At 63.7% G+C, this 22,410-nt stretch carries 18 protein-coding genes and 1 riboswitch; of the genes, 9 read left to right on the plus strand and 9 right to left on the minus strand.

Annotated elements, in window-relative coordinates; genetic code table 11:
* Positions 1 to 6: 6 nt before the first annotated feature.
* From ACFQU0_RS08830 to ACFQU0_RS08845, 4 genes are all read right to left on the minus strand, one after another.
* The gene (locus tag ACFQU0_RS08830; RefSeq protein WP_382199860.1) at positions 7 to 783 is read right to left on the minus strand and encodes a tetratricopeptide repeat protein; all 777 of its coding nucleotides are present in this window, start codon (positions 781 to 783) and stop codon (positions 7 to 9) included.
* Positions 784 to 806: 23 nt separating this feature from the next.
* Positions 807 to 1,466: a TetR/AcrR family transcriptional regulator gene (locus ACFQU0_RS08835; RefSeq protein ID WP_382199862.1), complete on the minus strand. Its 660-nt coding sequence runs from the start codon at positions 1,464 to 1,466 to the stop codon at positions 807 to 809.
* A 5-nt stretch (positions 1,467 to 1,471) separates the two neighbouring features.
* Positions 1,472 to 2,716: a patatin-like phospholipase family protein gene (locus ACFQU0_RS08840; protein WP_382199864.1), complete on the minus strand. Its 1,245-nt coding sequence runs from the start codon at positions 2,714 to 2,716 to the stop codon at positions 1,472 to 1,474.
* Positions 2,717 to 2,828: 112 nt separating this feature from the next.
* A complete protein-coding gene (locus ACFQU0_RS08845; RefSeq protein ID WP_382199866.1) occupies positions 2,829 to 3,476 on the minus strand; it encodes a phasin family protein in 648 nt (215 codons plus the stop codon).
* A gap of 171 nt (positions 3,477 to 3,647) precedes the next feature.
* Here ACFQU0_RS08845 and ACFQU0_RS08850 point away from each other — a divergent pair, with 171 nt between their 5' ends.
* Complete coding sequence (locus ACFQU0_RS08850) at positions 3,648 to 5,633, plus strand: SDR family oxidoreductase (RefSeq protein WP_382199868.1); 1,986 nt, start codon at positions 3,648 to 3,650, stop codon at positions 5,631 to 5,633.
* Between the two features lie 2 nt (positions 5,634 to 5,635).
* On the opposite strand, the gene ACFQU0_RS08855 is transcribed toward ACFQU0_RS08850, so the two are convergent.
* Positions 5,636 to 6,484, minus strand: coding sequence for a MurR/RpiR family transcriptional regulator (locus tag ACFQU0_RS08855; protein ID WP_382199870.1), 849 nt, complete (start codon positions 6,482 to 6,484; stop codon positions 5,636 to 5,638).
* A gap of 55 nt (positions 6,485 to 6,539) precedes the next feature.
* On the opposite strand from ACFQU0_RS08855, the gene tal reads away from it, so the two are divergent.
* Together tal and ACFQU0_RS08865 are read left to right on the plus strand one after the other, a co-directional pair.
* A complete protein-coding gene (gene tal, locus ACFQU0_RS08860; protein WP_382199872.1) occupies positions 6,540 to 7,487 on the plus strand; it encodes a transaldolase in 948 nt (315 codons plus the stop codon).
* Positions 7,488 to 7,597: 110 nt separating this feature from the next.
* The gene (locus ACFQU0_RS08865) at positions 7,598 to 9,136 is read left to right on the plus strand and encodes a methyl-accepting chemotaxis protein (RefSeq protein WP_382199873.1); all 1,539 of its coding nucleotides are present in this window, start codon (positions 7,598 to 7,600) and stop codon (positions 9,134 to 9,136) included.
* Positions 9,137 to 9,321: 185 nt separating this feature from the next.
* On the opposite strand, the gene groL is transcribed toward ACFQU0_RS08865, so the two are convergent.
* Positions 9,322 to 10,971, minus strand: coding sequence for a chaperonin GroEL (gene groL / locus ACFQU0_RS08870; RefSeq protein WP_382199875.1), 1,650 nt, complete (start codon positions 10,969 to 10,971; stop codon positions 9,322 to 9,324).
* A 43-nt stretch (positions 10,972 to 11,014) separates the two neighbouring features.
* Positions 11,015 to 11,305: a co-chaperone GroES gene (gene groES / locus ACFQU0_RS08875; protein ID WP_342130091.1), complete on the minus strand. Its 291-nt coding sequence runs from the start codon at positions 11,303 to 11,305 to the stop codon at positions 11,015 to 11,017.
* Positions 11,306 to 11,665: 360 nt separating this feature from the next.
* On the opposite strand from groES, the gene ACFQU0_RS08880 reads away from it, so the two are divergent.
* The 4 genes from ACFQU0_RS08880 to metH all read left to right on the plus strand — a co-directional run bounded on the left by ACFQU0_RS08880 (position 11,666) and on the right by metH (position 16,766).
* Positions 11,666 to 12,652 carry a porin gene (locus tag ACFQU0_RS08880; RefSeq protein WP_382199878.1) on the plus strand — a complete coding sequence of 329 codons (987 nt, stop codon included), beginning with the start codon at positions 11,666 to 11,668 and terminating at the stop codon, positions 12,650 to 12,652.
* Positions 12,653 to 13,195: 543 nt separating this feature from the next.
* Complete coding sequence (locus ACFQU0_RS08885; protein WP_382199880.1) at positions 13,196 to 13,597, plus strand: RNA-directed DNA polymerase (Reverse transcriptase); 402 nt, start codon at positions 13,196 to 13,198, stop codon at positions 13,595 to 13,597.
* Positions 13,570 to 13,767, plus strand: a complete 198-nt coding sequence (locus ACFQU0_RS08890; RefSeq protein WP_382199997.1) for a hypothetical protein — start codon at positions 13,570 to 13,572, stop codon at positions 13,765 to 13,767. The genes ACFQU0_RS08885 and ACFQU0_RS08890 overlap by 28 nt, the downstream gene beginning before the upstream one ends.
* A 184-nt stretch (positions 13,768 to 13,951) precedes the next feature.
* Positions 13,952 to 14,019: riboswitch (S-adenosyl-L-homocysteine riboswitch) on the plus strand.
* Positions 14,020 to 14,042: 23 nt separating this feature from the next.
* Complete coding sequence (gene metH, locus ACFQU0_RS08895) at positions 14,043 to 16,766, plus strand: methionine synthase (RefSeq protein ID WP_382199881.1); 2,724 nt, start codon at positions 14,043 to 14,045, stop codon at positions 16,764 to 16,766.
* A 119-nt stretch (positions 16,767 to 16,885) separates the two neighbouring features.
* Here the strand turns inward: metH and ACFQU0_RS08900 are convergent, their stop codons facing one another.
* Complete coding sequence (locus ACFQU0_RS08900; protein ID WP_382199883.1) at positions 16,886 to 19,381, minus strand: GspE/PulE family protein; 2,496 nt, start codon at positions 19,379 to 19,381, stop codon at positions 16,886 to 16,888.
* A gap of 129 nt (positions 19,382 to 19,510) precedes the next feature.
* Positions 19,511 to 21,067: a YifB family Mg chelatase-like AAA ATPase gene (locus ACFQU0_RS08905; RefSeq protein ID WP_382199885.1), complete on the minus strand. Its 1,557-nt coding sequence runs from the start codon at positions 21,065 to 21,067 to the stop codon at positions 19,511 to 19,513.
* A gap of 244 nt (positions 21,068 to 21,311) precedes the next feature.
* Here ACFQU0_RS08905 and ACFQU0_RS08910 point away from each other — a divergent pair, with 244 nt between their 5' ends.
* Entirely contained in the window at positions 21,312 to 21,974 is a 663-nt protein-coding gene (locus ACFQU0_RS08910) for a TorF family putative porin (protein WP_382199887.1), read from the plus strand.
* A gap of 62 nt (positions 21,975 to 22,036) precedes the next feature.
* Positions 22,037 to 22,375, plus strand: coding sequence for a P-II family nitrogen regulator (gene glnK, locus ACFQU0_RS08915; RefSeq protein WP_382199889.1), 339 nt, complete (start codon positions 22,037 to 22,039; stop codon positions 22,373 to 22,375).
* The last annotated feature ends 35 nt before the right edge of the window (positions 22,376 to 22,410 follow it).

Here is a 22,410-nt window from a genome sequence, read left to right on the forward strand (position 1 = left end):
TCTGGCTCACTCGTCATCCAGCTCCTCGCGAGCCATGTCCACGTCCAGTCGCTCCATGGCGTCCAGCGGCTCGCAGGCGGCGGCCTGTTCGTACAGCTTCGTCGCTTCCTTCATCTTCTTGTCGCCCTCCAGCATCACCAGGCCGTTGGCGTATTCCACCATCGCGATGGCCGAGGTGGGGTTGAGCTTGATGGCGGCCTGGAACAGTTTGAGCCCCGTGTCCTTCTTGGCCCCGTAGGTCATGCCGCCGATCAGGCTGCCCACCTTGTCGATCACCTCGGCATGGAAGGTGCCCAGGCCGATGTGGGCGTCGGCGTGTTTGGGCTCCAGCGCGATGGCCCGCTCCAGTGCGGCCTTGACCTTGCCGCCCAGGCCTTGGGCCAGTGCCTTGGCCACGCTGATGCCCTGGCTGTAGCGGCCCAGGGCGTAGGCCTGCCAATACCAGGCGTTGGGGTTGTTCGGTTCAGTGGCCTGCTGGGCTTCGGCCTGCTCGGCGATCTGCATGAACAGGTCAAGTTTGGTTTTTTCCTTGGCTTCGAGGTAGTTGGCGTAAATGGCGGTGGCCTTGTTGGCCACGGTGATGCCCGCGCCACCGGCTTTGGCCCCGGCTTCGGCGGCTTTCTGGAACTCGCCGTTGTGGAACAGCACCCAGGCGGCCAGCACGGTGGCGTCTTTGGGCAGGGGTTCGCAGTCGCCCCGGTGCAGTCGTGCCCACTGCTTTTTCACGCTGGTGGTGTCCCAGCTGTAGTCGCCGGTGTGGGGGAAGGCGGTCCATTTGGCCATGGCTGGTCTCCTCGTGGGTCGTGTCAGAAGTCGTTGTCGTAGGCGCCCGCCAAGCCCAACAGGTGGGTGCGCTGGCCGGGTTCCAGGTACGGTGCCAGCAGGTGCAGCGTGTGGTGCGCACCGCGCAGCAGGGCCTGCTCTGCATTGCCCGGCTCCAGCGCATGGCGCGGGTCGCGCACGTATTCGTAGCTGAGCCAGTACGTCAGCACCACCACCATGCTGTGGGCGGTGGGGGTGATCTCGCGTCCGTCGATGTGCACCGCGCCGCCACGCACCATGCCGGCCAGCAGGGCTCGCACCGCACGCGACTTGTTTTTGAGCACGGCCTGGAAGCGGGTTTCCAGCCGGTGGTTTTTGCTCAAGAGGTCGTTGAGGTCGCGGTACAAAAAACGGTACTGCCAGATGCGTTCGAACAAGGTGTGCATGAAGAACCAGGCATCCTCCACGTTGCGCACGTCGTCGGCTGCGTTGAGCAGCTCGTTGAGTGACTTGTCGAACCGGTCGAACAAGGAGTTGATCAGCTCGTCCTTGGCGGGGTAGTGGTAGTACAGGTTGCCCGGGCTGATGCCCAGCTCCGAAGAAATCAGGGTGGTGGAGACGTTGGGTTCACCGAAGCGGTTGAACAGGTCCAGCGTCACCTCCAGAATGCGTTCGGCGGTGCGGCGTGGTGCTTTTTTGACCATGGGGTTCAGGCCAGGGCTTCGCGCTGGCGCAGGGTGTGCTGCAGTTCGTCCACCGTGTCCTGCAGGCGCGCCAGGGCCTGGCCCAAGCGGTGGCGTGGGTGCGCCGGCGCCAGCAGGTGGCGCTGCGGATCGTCGAGCACCGCATCGCGCAAGCTGATGCCATGGCGAGCCAGTTGCGGTCGAAGGCTGGCCCGGCGCTGGCGCAGCCATTGCAGGGTTTGCTGGTAAACGTGTTCGGCCATCTCGCGGCGCTGGTGGTAGCTGAAGGTGTTGGCAAAGAACAGTTCAGCGTCGTGCGGCTCGGGCTCGATGAGCAGGATGTCGGTGTGGGGGTAGAGCCGCTCGTAGTGCTTGAAGCCCAGCGCCATGCGCGAGTGGATCAGGGCGCGGAAGGTCTGGCTCATCACGGCCGGCAACCCGCCTTCGACCAGCGAGGGAATGCGCGGGCTCAGCCGCCGCTGGGGGCGTGAGGCGTCGAAAGGCACCAGGGGGTTCAGGCAGATCAGCAGGTCCATGCCTTCGTCCAGCGCCACCGTCGCGTGCACGGTTTTTTTGAGTGCGCCATCGACGTAGTGTTCACCGTCAATGGCCACCGGTGGGAACAGACCGGGCAGCGCTGCGCTGGCCTGCACCGCGCGCGATATGGGCACGTGGTCCCAGCCTGGGCGGCCAAAGGGCGTGGCCTGGCCACTGTTGAGGTGGGTGGCCACCAGCGTCAGGCGGGTGTGCAGCTGGCGGAAGTCGTTGCTGCGGCCCGGTTGCTCAAACAGGTGTTGCAGTTGGCGGTGCACCGCTTCGTTGTCAAGCAGGCCGGTGGGCAGGGCCGGGCCCAGGCGCTCCAGGGCGCGGCTCAAGGGCTTGCCCTGCACCAGGTCCCACGATGCCCCCAGCAGCAGGCCCGGGAGGGACGCCACGCGGCGCGCCATTTCGGCGTAGGCCGGTTGCATGAGGTCGTTGGGATTGAAGCCTTGTGCGTCCTCGCCTTGCCCTTCGATGAAGGCAGCGCACAACGCACGGGGCGTGATGCCGTTGGCCAAAGCCGCCGCCACAAAACCACCGGCCGACACGCCCACGTAGTGATCGCACCCGGTGAGGTCGAGCCCTTCCAGTGCATCGGCCAGCGCGCACAAGGCCCCGATCTCGAAGGTCGCTCCCAGTGGCCCCCCGCCGGCCAGCGCCAGCGCCACGCGGGGTGGCTTGGAGGGGCGCTTGTGGGGGCGTTGTGGCGCGGTCGGTGCGGAACGGCTCATAGGGTCAAGTGTAGATCGCTGGTAGGGCTTCACTTGCTGCATTGCAGCAAGTGAAGCGGGCGCAAAAAAGGGGCGTTCAACGCCCCTTGTGTGTCACGCTGCACGCGCCCGATCAGGCGGTGGCGTCGGCAGCCGGTGCAGGGGCCGGCGCTGCGCTCTTGCGGGCAGCGGCCTTGCGTGCGGGGGCTTTGGCAGCGGCCTTGGGGGCTGGCTTGGTGGCCGCTTTGGCAGCGGGTTTGGCGGTTGCCTTCACCACGGATTTGGCCGCAGCTTTTTTGGCCGGCGCAGCCTTGGCTGCGGCTTGGGTGCTCGCTTTGGTGGGTGCCTTGCCCTTGCCGCTGAGCTGTTGCACGTGGCGGTTGAGTTCGTCGATGCGGGCGATCAGCGCGTCCACGTCCTTGGCCGATGGCACGCCCAGCTTGTTCAGGGCCTTGGCCACGCGCTCTTCAAAGATGTTTTCCAGCTTGTCCCACTGGCCCACGGCCTTGGAGGAGATGCCGTTGGCCATGTCGCTCATGCGGCTGGTGGCTTCGTTGATGCGCTCTTCGGCCACCGACTGGGTTTTGCGCTGGATGCTCAGCCCCTCCTTCACCAGGGTGTCGAAGACCTTGCCGCCTTCTTCCTGGGCCTTGGAGAAAGCGCCCAGGCCGGCCAACCAAATCTGCTGAGCCGAGTCTTTGATGGCGCCGGCCAGGGGGCCACGCGCGGCGTCGGTGCCGCCCTTTTTCTGGGCGCTGATTTTCTGAAGCTTCTTGACCATGCTGTGTTCTCCGGTGGGGGTAAGTGGCTGCACTGTACGAAGCCGCGCAGCCATTGTGTAGGGAAGGGCAACTAAAACCCTGGGGCGGCGACTCCAATCGTGGCTCGGGTTTGTGCTGAATTCATCTGTATCGCGGGCGGTTGACAATGCCCGCTTCATTGGAGACTTCTCATGCACTATTTCGTCACCGGAGCCACAGGATTCATTGGCAAACGCCTGGTCAAGAAACTGCTGGAGCGCAAGGGCAGCACCGTGTCTTTCCTGATCCGCCAGGAGAGCCTGGGCAAAGTGGCCGAATTGCGCAGCCACTGGGGCGTGAGTGCGGCACGCGCTGTGCCGGTGGTGGGTGATTTGAAGGCGCGCAAACTGGGCGTGTCGGCCGAGGACATCAAAAAACTCAAGGGCCAGGTGGACCACTTCTTCCATCTGGCGGCGGTGTACGACCTGAGCGCCGATGAGGACAGCCAGGTGGCGGTGAACGTGGACGGCACGCGCCACACGGTGGAGTTGGCCAAGGCCATCGATGCCGGGCACTTCCACCATGTGTCGTCCATTGCGGCGGCCGGCTTGTACGAGGGCGTGTTCCGCGAGGACATGTTCGAGGAGGCCGAGAACCTCGACCACCCCTACTTCATGACCAAACACGAGAGCGAAAAAATCGTGCGCCAGGAGTGCAAGGGCGCATGGACGGTGTACCGCCCGGCCATGGTGGTGGGCGACAGCACCACGGGCGAAATGGACAAGATCGACGGGCCGTATTACTTCTTCAAGCTGATCCAGCGCATGCGCCAGATTTTGCCGCCGTGGATGCCCAGCGTGGGGCTGGAAGGTGGGCGCATCAATATCGTGCCGGTGGACTTCGTGGTCGATGCCCTCAACGTCATCAGCCACCAGAAGGACGTGGCCGGGCGCTGTTTCCACCTGGTGGACCCGGTGGGCTACCGCGTGGGCGACGTGCTCGACATCTTCAGCCGCGCCGCGCATGCGCCGCGCATGAATTTGTTCGTCAACGCGGCGTTGCTGGGCTTCATCCCCAAGAGCGTGAAAAAAGGCCTCATGGCGCTGGCGCCGGTGCGCCGCATCCGCAACGCGGTCATGTCCGACCTGGGCCTGCCCGAGGACATGCTGACCTTCGTCAACTACCCCACACGTTTTGATTGCCGCGAAACCACGGCCGCGCTCAAGGGCAGCGGCGTGACCTGCCCCAACCTCAAGGACTACGCCTGGCGCCTGTGGGACTACTGGGAGCGCCACCTCGATCCGGACCTGCAGATCGACCGCAGCCTCAAGGGCACGGTGGGCGGCAAGGTGGTGCTCATCACTGGTGGCTCGTCCGGCATCGGGTTGGCAGCAGCGCACAAGTTTGCCGAGGCCGGTGCCACCACCATCATTTGTGGGCGCGACCAGGACAAGCTGGATGAGGCCTGTGCGGAAGCACGCGGCAAGGGCTACCAGTTCGTGGCCTACCCCGCCGACATCGCTGACATGGCCGACTGCGACCGCTTTGTGCAACTGTTGATCGAAAAACACGGCGGCGTGGATTTCCTAATCAACAACGCCGGTCGCTCCATCCGCCGTGCCATTGAAAGCAGCTACGACCGCTTCCATGACTATGAGCGCACCATGCAGCTCAACTACTTTGGCTGTCTGCGCGTGACCATGGGTTTGCTGCCCGGCATGGTGGCCAAGCGCAAAGGGCACGTGGTCAACATCAGCTCCATTGGCGTGCTGACCAACGCGCCCCGTTTCAGCGCCTACGTGGCCAGCAAGGCCGCGCTCGACGCCTGGACGCGCTGCGCCAGCAGTGAGTTTGCCGACCAGGGCATTTCGTTCACGACCATCAACATGCCGCTGGTGCGTACGCCCATGATCGCGCCGACGCAGATCTACAAAAACGTGCCCACCTTGGCGCCGGAAGAAGCGGCCGACCTGATCGCCCAGGCCTGCATTTTCAAGCCGGTGCGCATCGCCACCCGCATGGGCATCACGGGTCAGGTGCTGCACGCCTTTGTGCCACGGATCGCTCAGATCGTGATGAACACCAGCTTCCGCATGTTCCCCGACTCCAGCGCCGCCAAGGGCGACAAGAGCGGCAAGCCGCAGCTTTCACCGGAGGCTGCGGCCCTGCAGCAGATGATGCAGGGAATTCACTTTTAAGGTCAGGTATAGCGTTTGCTGCGCAGGTTGTTTTTCATCTCGCTGAGCAGCGGTTGCAGCTTGGCGCCGCCGATGCGCAGCGCCAGCGTGGTGGCCAGCACGTCGATGATGAGCAGGTGCAACAGGCGCGAGACCATGGGGCTGTAGCGGTCGTAGCCTTCGGGGTGGTCGGCCGCCAGGTGGATGTGACCGGCGGCGGCCAGGGGCGAGCCGCTTGCGGTGATGACGATGGTGGTGGCACCGTGTTTGCGCGCGATGTCGGTGGCGTCCATCAGGTCGCGTGTGCGGCCTGAGTTGGAGATCACCACCACGCAGTCGCCCGGCCCCAGCAGCGATGCGCTCATCACCTGCATGTGGCCGTCGCTGTGGGCCACGGTGTGCACGCCCAGTCGGAAAAACTTGTGCTGCGCGTCCTGCGCCACCACCCCTGAATTGCCCACACCAAAAAACTCAATGCGTTTGCCCTTGCGGTAGGCGGCCAGCAGGGCGTCGGCCGCTTTTTCGACGGCGTGGGTGGATGCGTCGTTGCGGTACTTCAGAAACGCGGCCACGGTGTTGTCGATCACCTTGACCAGCACGTCGCCGGTTTTGTCGTCCACGTCCACGCTGCGGTGGATGAAGGGCACGCCTTCGCTCACCGTGCCCACCAGTTTGAGCTTGAAATCGCTCAGGCCGTCGTAGCCCATGCTGCGGCAAAAGCGGATGACAGTGGGTTTGCTGACCTCGGCACGTGCTGCTAACTCCGACACGGGCAACTGGGCAAAGCGGCGTGGGTCGCTCAGCACCAGTTGGGCCACGCGCTGTTCAGCGGGCGCCAGGGAGGGCAGGGAGGCCTTGATGCGATCGAGCATGGTGTGCGATGGACGGGCAAAACCGTAACTTTATTTCATTCGATAATCCCCGTCCATGAACCAGCTCGACGCACTCAAGCAACACACCACCGTGGTGGCCGACACCGGCGACTTCAAGCAGATGGGCAGCTTTCGGCCGCAAGACGCGACCACCAACCCGTCCCTCATTCTGAAAGCGGTGCAAAAAGCCGACTACGCACCCCTGTTGGCGCAGACGGTGGCCGCCCATTCAGGTGCTGCTCTGGATGAGTTGGTGGACCGGCTGCTGGTGCGTTTTGGCTGCGAGATATTGGCGCTGGTGCCCGGCCGCGTGTCCACCGAGGTGGACGCGCGTCTGAGTTTCGACACCGACGCCACCGTGGCCCGCGCGCAACGCCTGATCGCGCTGTACCAGGCCGAGGGGGTGGCCAAAGAGCGGGTGCTGATCAAGGTGGCCGCCACCTGGGAGGGCATACAGGCCGCCGCTGCGCTGGAGCGCCAGGGCATACGCACCAACCTCACGTTGCTGTTTTCATTCGCGCAGGCCGTGGCTTGTGGTCAGGCCCGGGTGCAGCTGATCTCGCCCTTTGTGGGCCGCATCTACGACTGGTACAAGAAGTCGGCCGGCGCTGCCTGGGACGAGGCCGCCCAGTCTGGCGTGAACGACCCCGGTGTGCGTTCGGTGCGTGGCATTTTCGAGTACTACAAACGTTTTGGCATTCCCACCGAGGTGATGGGCGCCAGTTTCCGCAACATGGGCCAGATCCAGGCACTTGCAGGTTGTGACCTTCTGACCATCAGCCCCGAGTTGCTGGCCGAGTTGGCCGCCAACAACGCGCCGTTGCCCCGTGTGCTGGATGCCACCGCCGCGCGCGAACTGCCGCTGGAGCCGGTGTCTTATGACGAAGCGGGCTTCCGCTTTGCGCTCAACGAGGACGCCATGGCCACCGAAAAACTGGCCGAAGGCATACGCGCCTTTTGCGCCGATGCGCGCAAGCTGGACGCCTTGATCCAAAGCCTCTGATGTTTTGTGGCGGATTCACCGCAAACATTTAACAAACTTTACCTTTTGAGCGGGGTGGGGTAGCGTCTGAGGTGTGGCCGGCCGTGGCCACATGTTCTAGGACGCAAGCCATGAAGCTCAAGCTCAAACTTCCCCTGGCCTTTGGTGCCATTTTGTTGCTGATGCTGCTGGCGGGGCTGGGCGGCGTTTACGCGCTCAACGGCGCGCTGGCGCGCTTCAACACCGAGGTGGCTGCTTCGCTGGAGCGCGAGCGCATCGCGCGCGAGATCGACAGCCAGTTCAAAACCCAGGTGCAGGAGTGGAAAAACACCTTGCTGCGGGGCGGCGACCCCCAGCAGCGGGAACGCTACTGGTCGGCATTTGGCAAGATTGAATTTGCCGTGGCCAAACGCACCACCGAACTGGTGGACACTTTGCCTGACGGCGAAGCCCGCGAGCTGGCCCGGCAGTTCCTGGCGGCGCACAAAACCATGGCCAGCCGCTACATGCAGGGCTACGCCGCGTTTCAGGCCGCTAACTTTGATTCGGCGGTGGGTGACAAAGCGGTGCAAGGGGTGGATCGCGATCCGCCACGTCTGGTGCGGGAACTGTCTGAACAGATATCGAAAGACGCACACGAGCAACAGGCCGCAGCCACGCGAGCGGGCGAGCGCGCCACCTGGATCAGCCTGGTGTTGATGTTGGCGCTCACCGGGGTGGGCATGGCGCTTTCCGTGATCATCAGCCGCTCGGTGGTGGCGCCCATCAACGAGGCGGTGGCGGTGGCCAACCGCGTGGCGGCAGGCGACCTGAGCACGCCGGTGTTGGCGCGAGGGCGGGACGAAGTGGGCGACATGATGCGTGCCCTGGCCACCATGAGCGACTCGCTGGTGCGGGTGATCGGGCATGTGCGCGCGTCCATCGACAGCATCGGCACGGCGAGCGCGCAAATCGCCAGTGGCAACCAAGACCTGAGCCAACGCACCGAGCAGGCGGCCAGCAACCTGGAGGAAACGGCCGCCAGCATGGAAGAAATCACCAGCACCGTGCGCCAGTCGGCCGATGCGGCGCAGCAGGCGCAGTCGGTGGTGGTGGCGGCTTCGGGCGCTGCCGAGCAAGGGGGCGACGTGATGCAGCGCATGGTCACGACCATGGACGAAATCAACGCATCGTCCCGGCGCATCTCGGACATCATCGGCGTGATCGACGGCATCGCCTTCCAGACCAACATCCTGGCGCTGAATGCGGCGGTTGAAGCCGCGCGCGCGGGCGAACAGGGGCGGGGTTTTGCGGTGGTGGCCTCTGAGGTTCGCTCACTGGCCGGGCGCTCGGCCGAAGCGGCCAAAGAAATCAAGCGCCTGATTGGCGACAGCGTGGGCAAGGTGGACGACGGCAGCCGCCTAGTGCACGACGCGGGCGCGGCGATGGGTGCCATCGTGCAGAACGTGGCCAATGTGCAGACCATCATCGGTGAGATCAGCAACGCGGCCCGCGAGCAGGCCGAAGGCATTGATCAGGTCAACGTCGCGGTCAGCCAGCTCGACCAGATGACCCAGCAGAACGCCGCCTTGGTGGAGGAGAGCGCGGCGGCAGCGGAAAGCCTCAAGCAACAGGCTGCGGGCTTGGCGGAGGCCATTGGTGTGTTCAAGCTCGGTCACCAGACCGCTTGAACAAGGCGCCCCAACAAAAAACCCCGCGAGTTGCCTCGCGGGGTTTTTTGTTTTGGGGTTCGTCAGAGTGCAGTGATGTACGCCGACGCAGCATGAGGGTGCAGGGCAAGGCGCAGACGCGCTGACAGTGGCATCGCCACGGCAAGCGGCTGCAACGCCGCCATGCGCCCTCAGACTAGGTGCACTTACATGCCCATGCCGCCCATGTCGCCCATACCACCCATACCGCCGCCCATGCCGCCGGCAGGTGCGTCGTCCTTGGGCGACTCGGCCACCATGCACTCGGTGGTCAGCATCAGGCTGGACACCGAAGCGGCGTTCTGCAGCGCGGTGCGGGTCACCTTGGTCGGGTCCAGAATGCCCATTTCGATCATGTCGCCGTAGGTGTCGTTGGCGGCGTTGAAGCCGTAGTTGCCCTTGCCAGCCAGGATGGCGTTGACCACCACCGAGGGCTCGCCACCGGCGTTGGCCACGATTTCGCGCAGGGGGGCTTCGATGGCCTTCAGCACCAGCTTGATGCCGGCGTCCTGGTCGGCGTTGTCACCCTTGATGGCGCCAGCAGCTTGGCGTGCGCGCAGCAGGGCCACGCCACCACCGGCCACAATGCCCTCTTCCACCGCAGCGCGGGTGGCGTGCAGGGCGTCTTCCACGCGGGCCTTCTTTTCCTTCATCTCGACTTCGGTGGCGGCGCCCACCTTGATCACGGCCACACCGCCGGCCAGTTTGGCCACGCGCTCTTGCAGCTTCTCGCGGTCGTAGTCGCTGGTGGCTTCTTCGATCTGGATACGCACTTGCTTCACGCGGGCTTCGATGTCAGCGGCGGCGCCAGCGCCGTCGATGATGGTGGTGTTTTCCTTGCCCACTTCGATGCGCTTGGCTTGGCCCAGGTCGGCCAGGGTGACCTTTTCCAGGGTCAGGCCCACTTCTTCAGCGATGACCTTGCCGCCCGTCAGGATGGCGATGTCTTCCAGCATGGCCTTGCGGCGGTCGCCGAAGCCAGGTGCCTTCACTGCCACGACCTTCAGGATGCCACGGATGGTGTTGACCACCAGGGTGGCGAGGGCTTCGCCTTCGACGTCTTCGGCAATGATCAGCAGCGGGCGGCCGGCCTTGGCGACTTGCTCCAGCGTGGGCAGCAGGTCACGGATGTTGCTGATCTTCTTGTCGAACAGCAGGACGAACGGATTGTCCAGCAGCGCGGCTTGCTTTTCGGGGTTGTTGATGAAGTAGGGCGACAGGTAGCCACGGTCGAACTGCATGCCTTCAACAACATCCAGCTCGTTTTGCAGCGACTTGCCGTCTTCCACGGTGATCACGCCTTCCTTGCCGACCTTGTCCATCGCGTTGGCGATGATTTCGCCGATGGAAGCGTCGCTGTTGGCGGAGATGGAGCCAACTTGAGCGATTTCCTTGGAGGTGGTGGTGGGCTTGGAGGCCTTCTTCAGCTCGGCGATCAGGGCTTCCACAGCCTTGTCGATGCCGCGCTTCAGATCCATCGGGTTCATGCCGGCGGCCACGTACTTCATGCCTTCGCGCACGATGGCTTGGGCCAGCACGGTGGCGGTGGTGGTGCCGTCACCTGCGTTGTCCGAAGTCTTGGAAGCCACTTCCTTGACCATCTGGGCGCCCATGTTCTGCAGCTTGTCCTTCAGCTCGATTTCCTTGGCCACGGACACACCGTCCTTGGTCACGGTGGGGGCGCCGAAGGAGCGCTCCAGCACCACGTTGCGGCCCTTGGGGCCCAAGGTCACTTTCACAGCGTTGGCCAGGATGTTCACACCCTCAACCATGCGGGCACGGGCTTCGCCGCCAAAAATCACGTCTTTTGCTGCCATTTGTCAGACTCCTAGATAAATAGAGAGATAGGTGGGGCGGGAATTACTTCTCGACGACTGCGAACAGGTCGTCTTCTTTCATGACCAGCAGCTCGTCGCCGTCGACCTTGACGGTCTGGCCGCTGTACTTGCCGAACAGGACGCGGTCGCCGACCTTCACGGACAGCGCCTTGGTTTCGCCCTTGTCGTTGGTCTTGCCCGGGCCGACGGCCAGCACTTCACCTTGATCAGGTTTCTCGGCGGCGTTATCGGGGATCACGATGCCCGAAGCGGTCTTGGTTTCTTGTTCGAGACGCTTGACGATCACGCGGTCGGCGAGAGGACGCAGTTTCATGGAATCTCCTGAATGTGTAACAACAGTGGGTAAAAGCTGGAGTCCACACCGGTGTGCTGCCGGGGCAGTGCCAGTGGGATGGTGCGATGTTAGCACTCAAGTCCAACGAGTGCTGATTTTAGGTTGTACCGTCGATTTTTCAAGTGCCAACCTTCAAGGTGATGAAAATGAACGACGAAACGGATGCGAGTGACTCGTGCCTGTTTGTCGTTGCACTCAAACAACATCCCGGTGCCCAAAAGCCGGGAAAGTTTTGCGTCACCGGGCAGGTTCTGGTGCAATAAGAGCAACTTCCCAAAACGGAGGTTGGCTTGGGGCTGATGCCCACGGCCTCTTTTTTCAACCTTGGAGAATCTCTCAATGAAAAAGACTCTGATTGCTCTGGCCGCCGTGGCCGCCACCGGCGCCGCCTTCGCCCAGTCTTCCGTGACCCTGTCTGGTTCGTTGGATGTGGGCATTGTGCGCAACGGCGCAGCAGGCACCACCACGCTGAACCAAGCTGGCAACGGCCTGAACAACCTGGTGTTCAGCGGTACTGAAGATCTGGGCGGCGGTCTGAAGGCCAACTTCGTGTTGCAACAGCGCTTCAACCCCACCAACGGTAACAACGACGGCACCAACGCTGGTCGCCGTACCTTCCAAGGCGCTTCGACCGTGGGTCTGAGCGGTGGTTTCGGCAACATCCGTTTTGGCCGCGAAATTGAAGCCTACAACGACGTGAACAACTGGGCTGACCCCTGGGGCACCGTGCGTTCGGCTTCCGTCGCTGCGGGCGCTGGCAACGTGTCGACCGGTCCCGACCTCGCTGACCTGGGCCGTTCGGAAGGCATTCACTACAACTCGCCTTCCTTCGGTGGCCTGACCGTTGGCGTCACCTACGGCTTCAAAGACCAAACCGCAGCTCAGCTGGGCGGCGCTGCTGCCGGCACCAAGGCGCTGTTCAGCGCCAATGCTGTGTACGCTGCCGGTCCTCTGACCGTGATGGGCGGTCTGATGCAAAACCGTTACGACGATGACGCATACGTGATTGGTGCCGGCTACAACTTCGGCGTTGCCGATCTGAAGGTGGCTTACCACAACGTCGAAGGCGGTTCCGCTGCCAACACCGCTAACAAGTACACCGCCCTGCAATTCGGCGTGAATGTGCCCATGGGCGCTACGGTGTTCAGCGCTGGTTACATCCGCTCTGAGACCCAAGCACTGGCTGCTGGCCCCAAGGTCAAGTCCAACAAGCTGGGCTTGGGCGCTCAATACAACCTGAGCAAGCGCACTGCCGTGATCGGTACTTATGGCAAGGCCAAGAGCACCAAGGCCAACTTCGACCTGTCCATTCGCCACACCTTCTAATCTATACGCTGGCGTAAGCCAGCTTGGATGAGATGAAAAGCCCGCTGTGGAAACACAGCGGGCTTTGTGTTTGTGCGCCCATGCTGGGCGCACACCCGCGGGTGCAAGTCCCGCTGCGAGCTGGTCACAGTGAGCAAAGTGAAGCGCAGCTGCGTGAGGGCGACCGAGCGTGGGAAGGAAGCGTGAAGCGTAAATCGCGAGCCGATGAACAAGAACCGCATAGAAGGCGCTGCCAAGCAGGGCAAGCGGGTAAACAACCGCAAAGCTCTTGTGACCAAGGCGAGGTGGCGTAGATGCGGCGGCTGTGCGATGAAGGTGTGCGTTCTTACCTGGGGAGATCTCGCCTTGTGCCTGAAAGGGCGACGGCTGTGCCGGAGCGAGAAGTCAGCAAAGGTCGTAGTAGCAGGCGCCGGGGCCGATGAGGTCACAAGGCAAGGGCGAAGGACCAAACGAGAGTGAGTGCTTGAGGACAGGGAGATGTCAAAGGCCATGCGTCAGATGCTGGAGCAACCTGGGCGGGTGAGCGTAGCGCACGGTGAAGCCATGCGTGATCTCATCAGCGACGAAGCCAGCGGCCCGCTCGCTGAACACCAGGGCACAGGGTCGGCAAAGCCGATGGCGGGCCTTGGCCTGCTGGAGGCGGCGCTGACGAGGCAGAACCTGCTGGCCGCGTGGAGAAAAGTAAAGGCCAACAAGGGAGCTGCTGGGGTGGACGGGCTCGACATCGAGCAGACCGCCCAGCTGATCCGCACGAGCTGGCCCGACATCCGCCAAGCGCTTCTGGCAGGCAGCTACCGGCCCATTCCGGTACGCAAGGTGTTGATACCCAAACCCGATGGGAGCCAGCGTGAGCTGGGTACCTGCTTGGCAGGAAGGCGTACTTCGGACTGGCGCAAACGTCGAGGGTCTCGCGAGAGCTGGACGAGTGGTTGCGCCACCGCTTGAGGGCGATCCAGCTCAAGCACTGGAAGGGGGCGAAGACCACCTACCGGGCACTCAAAGCACTGGGTGCGAAAGAATACGTGGCGCGGCAAGTGGCAGTGAGCAGCCGCCGCTGGTTGCGCAACAGTGACCGATTGCTCAAAACGGTGCTCACCATTGCGTACTTCGATTGACTGGGAGCACCAAGGCTGTCATGACCTCAAGCTCTCGAACCGCCCGGGGCGGACCCGCATGCCGGGTGGTGTGGCAGGTGCGCCTCCTATGAGGGAGGCCCCCTATGCCGATTTGATGTTCACCCGTTGCCTTGGCAGCGCTTTGGTGGCGCTTTTGTGGCCCCATCGACTTTAAAATACGCGCTTGACCAAGGAGCGTTGCAGCACCCGGTGCCGGGTGTCAGGCTTGGATGACAACGACGCTCACCTGTACTGTGTTTTCTTCAGGTGAGTCCATGCCCGATTTTGCGAATGTTCCTCCCATGTTGTTGTCTGGCCTGGAGCCCCTGGTCGTGGGCGAAGGCAGCTTGTTCGTCAACATCGGCGAGCGCACCAACGTGACCGGCTCCAAAGCCTTTGCGCGGTTGATTCTCAACGGCGAGTACGAGCAGGCGCTGGCCGTGGCGCGTCAACAGGTGGAAAACGGCGCCCAGGTTATCGATGTGAACATGGACGAGGCCATGCTCGACAGCGAGGCCGCCATGGTGCGTTTTCTCAACCTGATGGCCACCGAACCCGACATCGCCCGCGTGCCGGTGATGATCGATTCGTCCAAGTGGAGCGTCATCGAGGCGGGTTTGCGCTGCATCCAGGGCAAGGGCATCGTCAACTCCATCAGCATGAAGGAGGGGGTGGCCGAGTTCAAACGGCAGGCCACCCTGGTGCGCCGCTACGGTGCAGCGGCCGTGGTGATGGCCTTTGACGAAACCGGGCAGGCCGACACCTTTGCGCGCAAGATCGAGATTTGCGAACGCGCCTACCGCATCCTGGTGGACGAGGTGGACTTCCCGCCGGAGGACATCATCTTCGACCCCAACATCTTCGCCATTGCCACGGGCATTGAAGAGCACAATAACTACGCGGTGGACTTCATCAATGCCACGCGCTGGATCAAACAGCACCTGCCGGGCGCCAAGGTGTCGGGCGGTGTCTCCAACGTCTCGTTCAGCTTCCGTGGCAACGACCCGGTGCGCGAGGCCATCCACACCGTGTTCCTCTACCACGCCATCCAGGCCGGCATGGACATGGGCATCGTCAACGCTGGCATGATCGGTGTGTACGATGAGCTGGAGCCCACGTTGCGCGAGCGCGTGGAAGACGTGGTGCTGAACCGGCGCCCGGACGCCGGCGAGCGTCTGGTGGAAATCGCCGAAAGCGCCAAAGGCGCTGCACGCGACGACAGCACGAAGAACGCCTGGCGTGCCTTGCCGGTGCGCGAGCGTTTGAGCCACGCACTGGTGCATGGCTTGAATGAGTTCATCACCGAAGACACCGAAGAAATGTGGCAGGCCATCCGCGCGGATGGCGGCAGGCCGCTGCACGTGATCGAAGGGCCGCTCATGGACGGCATGAACGTGGTCGGCGACCTGTTTGGCCAGGGCAAGATGTTCCTGCCTCAGGTGGTCAAAAGCGCGCGCGTGATGAAGCAGGCCGTGGCCCACCTGCTGCCCTACATCGAAGAAGAAAAGCGCCTGCTGGTGGCCGCCGGAGGCGACGCCAAGCCCAAGGGCAAGATCGTGATTGCGACCGTCAAGGGCGACGTGCACGACATCGGGAAAAACATCGTCACCGTGGTGCTTCAGTGCAACAACTTCGAGGTGGTGAACATGGGCGTGATGGTGCCGTGCCACGAGATCCTTGCGCGCGCCAAGGTCGAGGATGCCGACATCGTGGGCCTGTCCGGCCTGATCACCCCCAGCCTGGAGGAAATGCAGTACGTGGCCGGTGAGATGCAGAAAGACGACCACTTCCGCCTGCGCAAAATACCGCTGCTCATCGGTGGCGCCACCACCAGCCGTGTCCACACCGCGGTCAAGATTGCACCCCACTACGAAGGCCCGGTGGTGTACGTGCCCGATGCCTCGCGCAGCGTGGGCGTGGCGCAAGGTCTGTTGAGTGAGCAGGCCAGCCAGTTCATTGCCGATCTCAACGCCGACTACGACAAGGTGCGCCAACAGCACGCCAACAAGAAACAGGTGCCGCTGTGGCCACTGAGTCAGGCAAGGGCCAACAAGACGCCCATCGACTGGTCCGCGTACCGGCCGGTGGCGCCCAAATTCATCGGCCGCCGGGTGTTCAAGAACTTCGACCTGGCCGAGTTGGCGCGCTTCATCGATTGGAGCCCCTTCTTCCAGACCTGGGATTTGGCCGGCCCTTTCCCGGCCATCCTCAAGGACGAGGTGGTGGGGGCCGAGGCGCAGCGCGTGTTCAGCGACGGCAAGCGCATGCTGCAAAGGCTCATTGAGGGCCGATGGTTGAGCGCCAACGCCGTGGTGGGTCTGTACCCGGCCAACACGGTCAACGACGACGACATTGAGCTCTACACCGACGAGAGCCGCAGTCAGGTGGCCATGACTTGGCACGGCTTGCGTCAGCAGACCGAAAAACAGGTGATCGACGGCGTGATGCGTCCGAGCCGTTGCCTGGCGGACTTTGTGGCGCCCAAAGGCGTGGCGCCTGACTACGTGGGCGTGTTTGCGGTGACGGCGGGTTTGGGCAGCGAAAAGCGCGAAAAAATCTTTCTGGACGACCACGACGACTATTCGGCCATCCTGTTCAAGGCCTTGGCCGACCGCCTGGCCGAGGCGTTTGCCGAATGTTTGCACCAGCGGGTGCGAACCGATTTGTGGGGCTACGCGTCGGACGAAGCGTTGAGCAACGAAGACCTGATCGGGGAGAAATACCAGGGTATCCGTCCTGCGCCAGGCTACCCTGCCTGCCCCGACCACAGCGTGAAACGCGACATGTTCGATCTGCTGCAGTGCGACGACATTGGCATGGGCCTGACCGACAGCCTGGCCATGACGCCGGCGGCCAGCGTCAGCGGCTTTTACCTCGCACACCCACAAAGCACCTACTTCAACGTCGGCCGCATTGGTGATGATCAGGTGCGTGACCTCTCGGCACGCAAACACACCGACGAGCGCGAACTGCAGCGTTTGCTGGCCCCCAACCTCTGAGCGATCCACCCAAATCCGGGGCGCAGGGCCTTGACCCGGGGACACCGCCGGGCCGGCTTTGCCGAACGGCTGGTGTCGCCCCCTGGGGGGTGACGCGCCCTTGGGCGCGGCGCGGTGGGTCAATTGCAGTTGGCGCGCACTTCGTCGATGCTGGTGAACCCGGCCAGCACCTTTTCGATGCCGTCCTGGCGCAGTGTGCGGAAGTGGCTGTGGCGCATGGCTTCAAACTGCAGCACTTCCGGCCGTTCATGGGATTGGATCAGTCGGCGCAATTCGGGGCCGTTGACCATCAGCTCATGCACCCCCATTCGGCCTTTGAAGCCGGTGTTGTCACAGTGGCTGCAGCCATGCGCGTGGAAATGCTGCAGTTGCCCGTTGCGACCATGTTGTGCCAGCCACTCGGCTTTCACGGCCTCGGCGCTGGGGCGCAGGTCGTCGGGGAATGCGCGCAGGTAGTCGCGCACCAACTCGTCCACCTGTTCGGTGCTGGCCACCTCTGTTTTGCGGCATTCGTTGCAGAACTGACGCACCAGGCGTTGCGCCACCACCGCCAGCAGTGAGTCGGAGAAGTTGAACGGGTCCATGCCCATGTCGAGCAGGCGCAGGATGGTTTCAGGCGCGCTGTTGGTGTGCAGCGTGCTGAGCACCAAGTGGCCGGTCAGCGAGGCTTCGATGGCCACCTGGGCGGTTTCCTGGTCGCGGATCTCGCCCACCATGATGATGTCGGGGTCGGCGCGCAGGAAAGAGCGCAGTGCCTTCGCAAACGTCCAGTCGATTTTGGGATTGACCTGCACCTGCCGCAGGTCGGGATTGGTGATTTCGATGGGGTCTTCCGCCGTCCAGATTTTGCGGCGCGGGGTGTTGAGGTGCTGCAACACCGCGTGCAGCGTGGTGGTTTTGCCCGAACCCGTGGGGCCGACACACAACACCATGCCGTAGGGGCGTTCCACGGCGTCCTTGAGCTGTGCCAGGTTGGGCGCGCTCAGGCCTAGGTCGGGCATGGGCAGGGGTTTGGCTGAGGCCAGGATGCGCATCACGACGTCTTCGGCCCCGCCCTGGGTGGGCACGGTGGCCACACGCAGTTCCACCGGGTACTGGCTGGAGAACTTGGCGAACTCGATCTTGCCGTCCTGCGGTTTGCGGCGCTCGGAGATGTCGAGGTCGCACATGATTTTGATGCGCGCCACCAGGGCCGCGCGGTAGGTGTGGGGCAGCTCCATGTAGGGGGCCAGATGCCCGTCCTTGCGGAAGCGGATGCGCACCTTGCGTTTGGTCGGGTAGGTTTCGACGTGGATGTCGGACGCGCGTTGGTTGCAGGCGTCGATGATCATGGTGTTGATCAGGCGCACCAGCGAGTTGTCCGACTGTTCGATCAGCGGCTCGTTGTCCAGTTCGGCGAAACCGGACTGTTGTTCCAGCGACTCCAGCAGCTTGTCGGCCGTGGCCGGCTCCTGTTCGTCGTTGCGCCCAGGCATGGACAGCACTTTCGACGCATCCAGCCCAAACTTGCCGTAGGCCGCAGGCAAGGCCTGCGCCAGCTGCGAAATGCCCGCCAGCGCCGCCACCACCTTGTTCTGGGTGGTGAACTCCAACTCTTCAATGGTCGCCCGTTTGGATGGGTCTTCGGCGGCGACGATGAGCACCCCGTCGCGGCACAGCAGCGGCAGCACCTTGAGCCGCTTGGCCATGGCAAACGGCACCTTGCGCAGCGCATCGGCCTCGATGGGAAAGCCCGCCACGTCCACCAGCGGGAAGCCCATCTTGCGCGCCAGCGCGGTTTGCAGGTCCTGACGCGACAGCAGCCCGCTTTTGACCAGCAGTTCCCCCAATGGCACGGTGCGTTCGGTTTTCTGCTTGTCGAGCGCGTCCTTGAGTTGGTCATCCGAAATCAGTCCCAGCGCGGTCAAGGCTTCGCCGATGCGCACCATGGGCATCTTGGACTGCTGGTCCAGCGCCTGCAGCAGCTGTTCGGGCTGGACGATTTCCTTGATCACCAGGTAGTCACCCAGCTTGCGGTTGCGCAGGTTCTCCTGTTCGGCGGCCGCACGCTCCACCTGTTCCTTGGTCACCGCTTGGCTGTCCACCAGCACCTGGCCAATGGACTCGCCCAGCTGCACCTCCCGGTAGGCTTCGCGGGGGTAAAAAACCCGTTCCACCGTGTCGCGGTCGTCCAGCGGGTGGAACAGAAACAGGCCGGTGGCGTTCTCCACGTGGCCCACGGTTTCGCCCTCGACCGAGCTGCCATCCGCCAGATGCACGCGGTAGTGCAGGCGCTGACGGTAGTCCAGCAATTCGCTTTGGGCAAAACCGTCGGCGTCCACCGCTGGGCCGCTGGGTGCCAGCGGTGTTTTCAAGACGATGCGCCGGAACATGGCAAACCGCAGTGGCATGTTCACTTGCGCGGGCGGCACCTGGATCAAGGCCGCGCGGTTGGCCGGGATCACCGTCATCAGCAGGCAATTGCGGGTCTGTCCGTTGGCCCCTTCAACCGAACAAGGCCAGCCCGACACCGCACCGGTGTCGTCGCGGTAGCTCGCATAGGGTGGGGTGGGCCAGAAAAATGCCGCCGGTGCGGTGGAGGTGCGGGTGGGTTCTTGCGCTGCGGACGGGCTCATGGACATGGCGTGCAATGGGGTGAGGTCGCCATCCCTACAGCAGAACAGCCCTGTGGGCAGGCGGGTGGCGCCTATGGTAAGCGCGAATCGGCACCACCCAGGGTGTGATTGTCACAAGTGCTCACATATTTACGGGTTGCGCAACGCCCGCCGGTACTGGGCCGCCTCGGCCATGTGTGCGGGCTCCACCTGTGGGCTGCCGGCCAGATCGGCGATGGTGCGGGCAACGCGCAGCGTGCGGTGGGTGCTGCGCCCCGACCACGCCAGGCGGGTGGCGATTTTCTGCAACAGCGCCATGCCTTCGGGTGTGGCTTGGGCGTGGGTGTCCAATGCCTCCCCGTCCAGGGCCTGGTTGGGGCGCCCCTGTCTGGCCAGTGCCAGCGCCCGAGCGGCCTGAACCCGGGTGCCCACCTCGGCGGTGGTCTCCCCCTGTTGGGGGGCCAGCAAGGCGTCAGGGGGCAAGGCGGGCACTTCGATGTGCATGTCGATGCGGTCGAGCAGTGGCCCGCTGACGCGACCCTGGTAGCGGTGAATCTGGTCGGGCGTGCAGCGGCAGGCGCGTTGGGGATGGCCGAGGTAGCCACACGGGCACGGGTTCATGGCCGCCACGAGCACGAAGCGTGCAGGAAACTCCGTCTGATGCGCCGCCCTGGAGATGCGCACCCGGCCGGTTTCCAGGGGTTCGCGCAGCGCTTCCAGGGCCGCGCGGGGGAACTCGGGCAATTCATCGAGAAACAGCACACCCTGGTGCGCCAGGGAGATTTCGCCGGGGCGTGGTGGCGATCCGCCTCCCACCAGCGCCACGGCGCTGGCGGTGTGGTGGGGGGCGGCCACGGGGCGCTGTCCCCAGGTCTCACGCTGGAAACGCCCTGCCAGCGACGCGACTGCGGCGGCCTCCAGCGCTTCTGCCTCGGTCATGGGGGGCAACAGATCGGCGAAACGCTGGGCCAGCATGGACTTGCCACTGCCCGGTGGGCCCACCAGCAGCAAGCTGTGTCCACCTGCCGCAGCGATCTCCAGCGCCCGCCGTGCTTGGGGCTGCCCCTTGACATCCGCGAAGTCGGGCCGGCCACTGCGGTGACCCACTGTGGGTGCCTCGTTGCGCACACGGCACCAACCCGCGCCGTCGTCCGGGCCGTTGGCGATGGACTCCAGCGAAGCGTCGGGCAGAAATTGGCGCACCACGTCCAGCAGGTGGTGTGCGCGGTAGACCTGTGCGCTGGGCACCATGGCCGCCTCTTCGGCGCTGCCGGGCGGGAGCACCAAGCGGTTGGGGCTGGCACCGAGTGGGTCCCCGGTGGCCAGGCCCATGGCCAGCGCGCCCCGGACCGGCCGCAGTTCGCCGCCCAGCGACAACTCACCCGCAAACTCCCAGCCGTTCAGACGCTCGGTTTGGATCTGGCCGCTGGCGGCCAGCAGGCCCAGCGCGATCGGCAGGTCAAAGCGGCCCGAGTCCTTGGGCAGATCGGCGGGGGCGAGGTTGACGGTGATCTTCTTGTTGGAGGGGAAGTCCAGCCCGGCGTTGAGCAGGGCAGAGCGCACACGCTCGCGCGCCTCCTTCACCTCGGTTTCGGCCAAACCCACCAGCGTGAAGCTGGGCAGGCCATTGGCCAGGTGAACCTCCACACGCACCGGCCGTGCGTCCAGGCCCACCAAGGCCCGGCTGTGCACCAAAGACAAGCCCATGGCGCCACTCCCTGATTTGGTGCATTGCCCTGGCGGCGCGTACCGGCCCAGAAATGCACGTTGTTGGTGCGAAAACGCTGGCCGCCAAGCGCGTAAGCGCTGGGGCGGGCGCATTTTGGCGCAGATGTGGGCGCATCCTACCGTGCGGACAGGCCTCTGGCATGGGCTTGGGCACCGAATTGACATTGCTTGGCACAGTCCCTGCTTAAGAGGCCCCGTCTTCCATCAACCACCGGAGTCCTCCATGAAAATTTCTGCATTCAAGTCCTTGGCCATCGTTGCGCTGGCTGCTGCGCCCATGCTGGCCTCTGCCCAGCTGTCGGCCAACGTGTCGATCAACAGCAGCTACAAGTTCCGTGGCCAGGACCAGACCGCCAACAAGCCCGCCCTGCAAGGCGGTTTTGACTACGCGCACAGCAGCGGTGCCTATGTGGGTATCTGGAACTCCAACGTCAACTGGCTGCCGGGCAACAGCCTGGAGACCGACATCTACGGTGGCTACAAGGGCGAAGTGGCTGGTGTGGGTTACGACGTCGGTTTCCTGCGTTACATGTACCCCGGTGCAGGTATGGCCAACACCAATGAAATCTATGCTGGCGTCAGCTTTGCCGGCTTTGGCGCCAAGTACTACCGCACCGTGTCCGACATGTACTTCGGTGGCAGCAAGGCCGGCTACCTGAGCCTGAGCTACTCGATGGAAGTGGCCAAAGGCCTGACCGCCAGCGTGGGTGTCGGCTTCACCGATTTCAAGAACGGCACCGACTACACCGACTACAGCGTTGGCCTGGGCTACGACCTGGGCGACGGCTACTCGGTCAAGGGCGCTTTGGTGGGTGCCAACAAAAAAGCCACTTACGGCGACATCAACAAGAACCGCCTGGTCGTGACCTTCGCCAAGGCCATGTGATAACCCGCCGACCCACCGCCGCCAGGGGTGGGCCGGACCGAAACGCGATCGAGAGGAACCCCATGAAACTGGTCACCGCCATCATCAAACCCTTCAAGCTGGACGAAGTGCGCGAAGCACTTTCGGGCATCGGCGTGCAGGGCATCACCGTCACCGAAGTCAAAGGCTTTGGCCGTCAAAAAGGGCACACCGAGCTGTACCGCGGCGCCGAGTACGTTGTCGACTTCCTGCCCAAGGTCAAGATCGAAGCGGCGGTTGCCGACGAACTGGTCGATCGCGTCATCGAAGCCATCGAAGGTGCGGCGCGCACCGGCAAGATCGGCGACGGCAAGATCTTCGTCTACAGCCTGGACCAGGTCGTGCGCATCCGCACCGGCGAGACCGGCAAAGAAGCGCTCTGACAGCGGCAACCCATCGCAGAAGAAAGAGTCATCCC

Origin of the sequence: Hydrogenophaga defluvii, from assembly GCF_042665235.1 — a bacterium.
In the GTDB taxonomy this organism is placed as follows: domain Bacteria; phylum Pseudomonadota; class Gammaproteobacteria; order Burkholderiales; family Burkholderiaceae_C; genus Hydrogenophaga; species Hydrogenophaga defluvii_A.